This window comes from Oleiphilus sp. HI0086 (genome assembly GCF_001635225.1).
This window is the reverse complement of the sequence record NZ_LWFZ01000719.1, coordinates 1-6,562: the sequence shown is the minus strand read 5'-3', so window position 1 is coordinate 6,562 and position 6,562 is coordinate 1. Positions and strand designations below refer to the sequence as shown.

Annotated in this window: 6 protein-coding genes, 1 tRNA gene and 1 pseudogene; 1 reads left to right on the top strand and 7 read right to left on the bottom strand. The window is 45.7% G+C overall.

Annotated elements, in window-relative coordinates:
* The 6 genes from A3756_RS26665 to rpsU all read right to left on the bottom strand — a co-directional run.
* A partial coding sequence (locus tag A3756_RS26665; protein ID WP_156490424.1) for a helix-turn-helix domain-containing protein occupies positions 1–282 on the bottom strand: 282 nt, incomplete at its 3' end.
* A 190-nt stretch (positions 283–472) separates the two neighbouring features.
* Positions 473–549, bottom strand: a tRNA-Ile gene (locus A3756_RS11760).
* A 99-nt stretch (positions 550–648) separates the two neighbouring features.
* Positions 649–2,457, bottom strand: a complete 1,809-nt coding sequence (gene rpoD, locus A3756_RS11755; protein WP_068507063.1) for an RNA polymerase sigma factor RpoD — start codon at positions 2,455–2,457, stop codon at positions 649–651.
* 170 nt (positions 2,458–2,627) lie between these two features.
* Complete coding sequence (dnaG, locus tag A3756_RS11750) at positions 2,628–4,343, bottom strand: DNA primase (protein ID WP_068553547.1); 1,716 nt, start codon at positions 4,341–4,343, stop codon at positions 2,628–2,630.
* A gap of 116 nt (positions 4,344–4,459) precedes the next feature.
* On the bottom strand, positions 4,460–4,924 hold the full coding sequence (locus A3756_RS11745) for a GatB/YqeY domain-containing protein (protein WP_255374951.1): 465 nt from the start codon (positions 4,922–4,924) through the stop codon (positions 4,460–4,462).
* A gap of 220 nt (positions 4,925–5,144) precedes the next feature.
* Complete coding sequence (gene rpsU / locus A3756_RS11740) at positions 5,145–5,360, bottom strand: 30S ribosomal protein S21 (RefSeq protein WP_068507050.1); 216 nt, start codon at positions 5,358–5,360, stop codon at positions 5,145–5,147.
* A 207-nt stretch (positions 5,361–5,567) separates the two neighbouring features.
* Between rpsU and A3756_RS11735 the strand changes: the two genes are divergently transcribed.
* Positions 5,568–5,915, top strand: coding sequence for a HopJ type III effector protein (locus A3756_RS11735; RefSeq protein ID WP_068507046.1), 348 nt, complete (start codon positions 5,568–5,570; stop codon positions 5,913–5,915).
* A gap of 215 nt (positions 5,916–6,130) precedes the next feature.
* Here the strand turns inward: A3756_RS11735 and A3756_RS11730 are convergent.
* Positions 6,131–6,562: pseudogene (locus A3756_RS11730) on the bottom strand (ABC transporter ATP-binding protein); the annotation flags it as partial.

The window sequence follows — 6,562 nt, the reverse complement described above, 5'->3', positions numbered from 1 at the left end:
GTAACCCAGTTGTACTAAATCCTGGTATAGCTGCTTGACTGACTTACGCTGCTTTCGATGCTTTTTCACCTCACGGTGAAGCCAGCAGGTTAAGGTCTTCTCGTAGTCATCCAGCTTACTCGGCGACTTCCTTGCAGGGTAGCTTGGGTCTAAATTTCTATTATTGAGGTATTTACGAACAGTATTTCGTGACAATCCGGTCTTCCGAGCAATCGATCGAATCGATTGTCCCTCCCGAATATGCCAGCGTCGAATTACGCTTAGTAGAGCCACGTCTATCACTCCATTTTCTCCTGCTTTGCTGAAGCAGGGATAGGTTTATACGTGGGTCAAAATTCGATGCAAATATATGGCTTTAGTGGGTCAGTTTTGGGTGCAAATCAACANTNNGNCCAATGTAGCACTGATGTAGCACAACTTATTCCAAGCATGCCAGCTACTAAAATAACCAATTGAAATAAAAGAAGAAAAATGGTGCCCCCTCCCTGACTTGAACAGGGGACCTACCGATTATGAGTCGGGTGCTCTAACCAACTGAGCTAAGGGGGCACTGATTTTGGCTTTGAGCCAAGAGATGATCCAGAGAGTTCTTGATCAATACGGGGCGCATTATAATGCGCCCCGAAAGAAGATGCTAGAGGAAAATGCTTATTCGTCCAGGAAGCTTCTTAGGTGATCTGAGCGGCTTGGATGGCGTAGTTTTCTTAGCGCTTTCGCTTCGATCTGACGGATACGCTCACGCGTTACGTCGAACTGCTTACCTACTTCTTCCAAAGTATGGTCTGTGTTCATTTCGATACCAAAACGCATACGTAGTACTTTTGCTTCTCTAGCAGTTAGTCCGGAAAGAACCGTACGTGTAGACTCTCTTAAGCCCTGGCCTGTAGCCGTATCAACGGGCGATTCTGCCTGGCCATCTTCGATAAAGTCACCCAAGTGTGAATCTTCGTCATCACCAATAGGCGTTTCCATTGAGATTGGTTCTTTAGCAATCTTAAGGACTTTACGTACCTTGTCTTCAGGCATATCCATGCGCTCACCTAACTCTTCAGGTGTTGGCTCGCGGCCCATTTCCTGAAGCATCTGGCGTGAGATGCGGTTCAATTTATTAATGGTTTCGATCATGTGTACCGGAATACGGATCGTACGTGCCTGGTCAGCAATAGAACGAGTAATTGCCTGACGAATCCACCATGTAGCGTAAGTCGAGAACTTGTAACCACGGCGATATTCGAACTTATCTACCGCTTTCATCAAGCCAATGTTACCTTCCTGAATAAGATCCAGGAACTGTAGGCCACGGTTGGTATATTTCTTCGCGATGGAGATAACCAAACGAAGGTTGGCTTCTACCATTTCCTTTTTCGCACGACGCGCTTTTGCTTCACCAATCGATACACGACGGTTGACGTCTTTAATTTCAGCGATGGTCATGCCAGTTATGTTAGCCATTTCTGCGATCTTTCTTTGCGCACGCGTAATTTCAACACGGTTCGCTTCTAGCTTCGCTGCACAGGGGTGACTTTCTTCAATTAGGCCGTCAATCCACTGTAGGTTTGCTTCATTACCCGGGAATCGTTTGATGAACTCTTTACGATCCATACCGCAATATCTGGAGCAAAGCGCCATAACTGCACGCTCATTAATCCTAACGATTTCGTTGGTAGTACGAACTTCAACGATCAAGGCATCGAACTGCTTGGCACTCAATTTAAACGGTGCAAACAGTTTACCTAGCTCATTATAAGCTTTAGCTGCTTCTTTACTGCTACGAGTATGCTTTGCTTCTTCTGCTAAGGCTACCGCTAGCTGAGCACGAAGTTCATCCATGCGCTCACGCACTTCTTCTGGATCAGGGCCTTTCTCGCCCTCTTCTTCGTCATCGTCGTCGGAATCAGCACTATTCGCTTCGACTATAGGAGCCGGTGCAGGAATCGCATCGGTCTCTGGGTCAACAAAGCCTGAAATAATGTCACTTAGACGGCCTTCTTCTTCCACTGTCGTGTCATATCGATCCAAGATACCCTGAACGACACCCGGAAAGTGAGCCAAAGATGCCATCACATCCCGAACACCTTCTTCGATACGCTTGGCGATACGAATTTCGCCTTCACGCGTTAGTAGCTCTACAGTACCCATTTCACGCATATACATACGTACTGGGTCAGTTGTTCTGCCTGCTTCGGTTTCTACTGCTGCCAGTGCCGCAGCTGCTTCAGCCGCCGCCACTTCGTCTGTTGAATCTCCATCTGACATAAGCAATGAATCAGCATCAGGCGCAACTTCAACAACCTGAATACCCATGTCGTTGATCATGCGAATAATGTCTTCAACCTGATCCGGATCCGCAATATCTTCTGGAAGGTGGTCGTTTACTTCTGAGTAAGTCAGGTACCCTTGTTCTTTACCGCGGGCGATGAGATCTTTTAAACGAGACTGTTGTGAATTGCCTGACATGTCTATCCTATAAGTTGGAATTCGTTACTGATGGCCGATCAAAAAATAGTCGGCCATTATATAGAAAGTTTGCTTTTCAACCAAATCAATATGGATCCAAAATGAGATTTTTCAAGTCTGAATTGGAATAACTTTCATAAATTTGGCCGTTTCGAATACTAAAAGGCCTTTTACTTAGATTTCCTTAGGGAAATAGCTCTTAGCGCTTGCTTTTCAGATTCGCTCATTTCACTAGGAAGCTTATTGAATTTTGTTGCTTTCAAGGCGTCATTCTGGGTTTGTTTATTCTTCAGCCGTTGCAGCAAGTCAGTCGCAACGTCCTGGATTTCCTTCGCGTCGGGCACCCATTCCAAGCGATCAAATAAGCTAGAGAACTGAGCACGATAACCCACTTCATCCGTAGCCAGAAATAACAACAAAGACTGAGTCGTTGCTATTTTTTGAAGAAAGAGAAACTCTGCGAAGTCACGAGTTTGCTGAAACCCTTGGTGCCCACTGATCATACTTAGATAATTTTCAGCCTGACTTGGCTGGTAATATAGCGCTAAACAAAGGCTAGTATCCGGGTCAGGAATCACCCTAGCGCCGACCAGCTCCCGCCCATCACTAGCTGCATCTTGCTTGAATTTCCCTCGACGCTTAAACATCAGTGAATTTAGCTTTTGCGTCAGCGCATTTTTCAGAACAAAGGACTTCACCCTCTCTATCTGAGCTTCTGCCTGCTCTTTTAGCAAACCCTTATGCTCGGCAGATCTAAGATCAAGGCCCTCTGAATAAATTTTAAGCATGAATTCCGATAAGGGATAAGCAGAAAGCACTCGCTTTTCGAACATATCTTTCCCTTCCCCCCTCACTAGAGTATCAGGGTCCTCACCTTCCGGTAATAGCAAAAAATCCAGCTGCATCCCATCTTCAAATATAGGCAAGGCGTTTTCCATTGCCTTTCTTGCAGCCTGTAATCCGGCTCGATCGCCATCAAAACAGAAAATAATGTGCTTACACCGTCGTAAGAGGTGAGAGAGGTTTTCGCTATTTGTCGCCGTCCCTAAGGTGGCTACCGCATAGTTAATACCGTACTGCGCTAGCGCCACAACGTCCATATAGCCTTCCACTACCAACAACTTATCAAGATGTCGGGTTGCCTGGTTCGCTTCATACAGACCGTAAAGCTCATTACTTTTGTGGAAAACTTCCGATTCAGGTGAGTTGATGTATTTAGCTTTGTCGTCCCCTAAGGTTCGCCCCCCAAAAGCCACAGTCTTACCGCGGCTATTTCGAATAGGGAACATTAAGCGATCTTGAAATAGATCAAAGGGGTTGTCGTACTTATCGAGAACGGTTTTGGTCTGAATGAGTGACTTTAAGGTTTCTGGGGCGGCTTTAGCACTCAGAAAATCCCGCTCGGCCGGTGCAAAGCCGATAGCGAAGCGCTCAATCACTTCGTCCGACAAGCCACGCCTTTTCAGGTAGTCCTGAGCACGCGATTTATTGGCATGAGACTTTAGCGCATCCCTGTATTTCAGATTTGCGTACTCTAAAGCTTCCCACAACTTTGCTTGAAGGCTGTATACCTTTTGGACTTTTTCGTCTCTCGGCACCTCGATGCCAGCGATCTTCGCCAGCTCTTCAACCGCTTCATTAAAATCCAGGTTATCGTGTTCGCGCAGGAAGTTAATACTGTTACCACTCGCGCCACAACCAAAGCAGTGGTAGAAGTTCTTTTGAGCGTTAACGTGAAAAGAGGGTGTTTTTTCTTGATGGAAAGGACAACAGGCCTTCAGTGCAGTACCCGCTTTTTTAAGCTGTACGCGCGAACCCACAACTTCGGCGATAGGCACTCGCGCGACGAGGTCTTCTATAAAATCTTGTGGGATTAATCCTGCCATCTGCTACGACACACTACTCAATGAAGATGCATAATATAGCATAAGCCATGAAACAAAGACTAAATGACTACCTTGTAGTAGACCCGCTCTGTTCAAGAGATAATTGGAATTGAAGTCTAGCTAGCTAAGCGCTGCTTAACGATCTGGCTTACCTTACCGACGTCAGCTCGACCTTGAAGCTGAGGCTTAAGCACCGCCATCACCTTGCCCATATCCCGAACTGATTCTGCTCCAGAGCTCGCCACTGCCTCGGCGACCAAAGCATCAATTTCCTCGGCAGTCAGTGCCGCGGGTAGAAACGTCTCAATCACAGCGATTTCGCCAGCTTCTACATCCGCAAGATCTTGGCGGCTTGCTGCTTCGTACTGACTAATTGAATCTCGACGCTGTTTAAGCATTTTATCTAGCACAGCAAGCACACGAGCATCATCTAACTCTATACGCTCATCAACTTCGATACGCTTAAACTCAGCCAGAATTAAACGGATAGTCGCTAGACGCTCTTTTGCGCGAGCTTTCATTGCCTCTTTCATTGCAGAGGTAATACTTGCCTTTAAAGTACTTGCACCGGCTTCGCTCACACTAAACTCCATCTAATTACATTGCTGTAGAACCCTACCTGCATAACGACCGTACCAAGACACTCGCATATCGCGATCAACCTGATAGAGCAAGGGTAAAGTTTTATCTGCTTAAAACGCAAAAAACAACAATAGGCTAGAATATCATTATCCTAGACCTTGTCGTTTTATCGCTCACATTCTCTTTATCTAAAATATAGACAAAGAGTGGTGACAAATCTTAGTACAGTCTTTCGAAACGTTTTGTTTCGCGCTGAACCTTCTTCGCGTGACGCTTAACAGCTGCAGCTGCTTTACGCTTACGTACAGAAGTAGGCTTCTCGTAGAATTCACGACGACGAACTTCAGACAAAACACCTGCTTTTTCACAAGTACGCTTAAAACGACGAAGAGCGATATCAAATGGCTCGTTTTCTTTCAATTTTACAGAAGGCATTAAAATTACCTGTTCCAATAAAGTTATATTGATAAATTCTTACTGAGCTATGGCTGCAGTGCACATTTCAGCAAGCTTGGCTTACTGGCACAGCGATCAAAATATAGACACAGTTCCACTTAGGGGCGCGAAGTTTAATTGGAAAAATCCGGCAAGTAAAGTGATATCATATAAAATTCATTATATTCACCACCCAGGGAGAAAACTTTGTCTAATTTAGAGACTTTCGTCCAACGTTTAAACCAAGATGCAAGCAGCATTCAGTTTGAAGATACAATGGCAATTATTGACGAGCTATATGAATTTACACCCACAGCCTTTCAAAATGGCGAGCAAGCCAATGAGGCAGGGCAGAACTCGGGCTCCTGCAAACTCTTTGCTTTTGCCCAGCTTCAAAACCTGGATGAGCAACAAACTCTAACTTGTTTTGGTCAATACTATCGCGAAGATGTGCTCAAGAACCCTGAGGGCAATGACCACCAAAACATTCGCAACTTTATTACTCAAGGCTGGAAAGGCATTTCATTTTCGGGTGAGGCATTAAAGGCCAAGTAGAAGCATCTGTAAGCAGAGGCTTCCACGCCTAGCACGGGGCATCGACCTGCGAGGGATGGAACCCTCTGCCTACGATAATCGTTATTTGCCCGCTACCTGTGAATCCACAAACTTGTAGGCAGAGCCTTCCACGGCTCGCAAGCGGGCTAGCACGAGATTGATCCTGCAAAAGACGGAGCTCTCTGCCTACACTAAAACCAAGCTTTGAGAAAAAACTACATCTGGCTCTCGGCCGTTTCGATCTCTTCACTCAGTTCAAACCATTCCATCTCGGATTCTTCTAAACCGACTTTATGTGTTGCCTGCTCATCCATCAATTCTTTCAACTTGGCTTTATTTTCAGCTTGATAAATCTCTGGGGCAGCGAGTTTCTCTTCGAGCTCAGCTAAAGCTTCTTGGTGCTTCTCCATCGCCTTTTCTGCGGTTTTGAGCTTTTTCTTCAGTGGGCTCAATTTCTGACGAAGCTCCGCAGCGATACGCTTGCGTTCCTTTTTATCTTCCGCTGATTCATTTTGCTTGTCTGCACTGTCTGTCTCTACAGTTTCAGTTTTACTCGACTCTTTATGGAAGTCTTGCAACCAAACTTCGTAATCGTGCAGGTCGCCTTTAAACTCTTCGACTTTCCCGTTTGCCACCAGCCAGAAGGT

What these genes read in the sequence shown, in the direction of transcription:
- rpoD (WP_068507063.1), bottom strand. Translation starts at nt 2,457, where the DNA reads ATGTCAGGCAATTCACAACAGTCTCGTTTAAAAGATCTCATCGCCCGC.
- dnaG (WP_068553547.1), bottom strand. Translation starts at nt 4,343, where the DNA reads ATGGCAGGATTAATCCCACAAGATTTTATAGAAGACCTCGTCGCGCGA.
- rpsU (WP_068507050.1), bottom strand. Translation starts at nt 5,360, where the DNA reads ATGCCTTCTGTAAAATTGAAAGAAAACGAGCCATTTGATATCGCTCTT.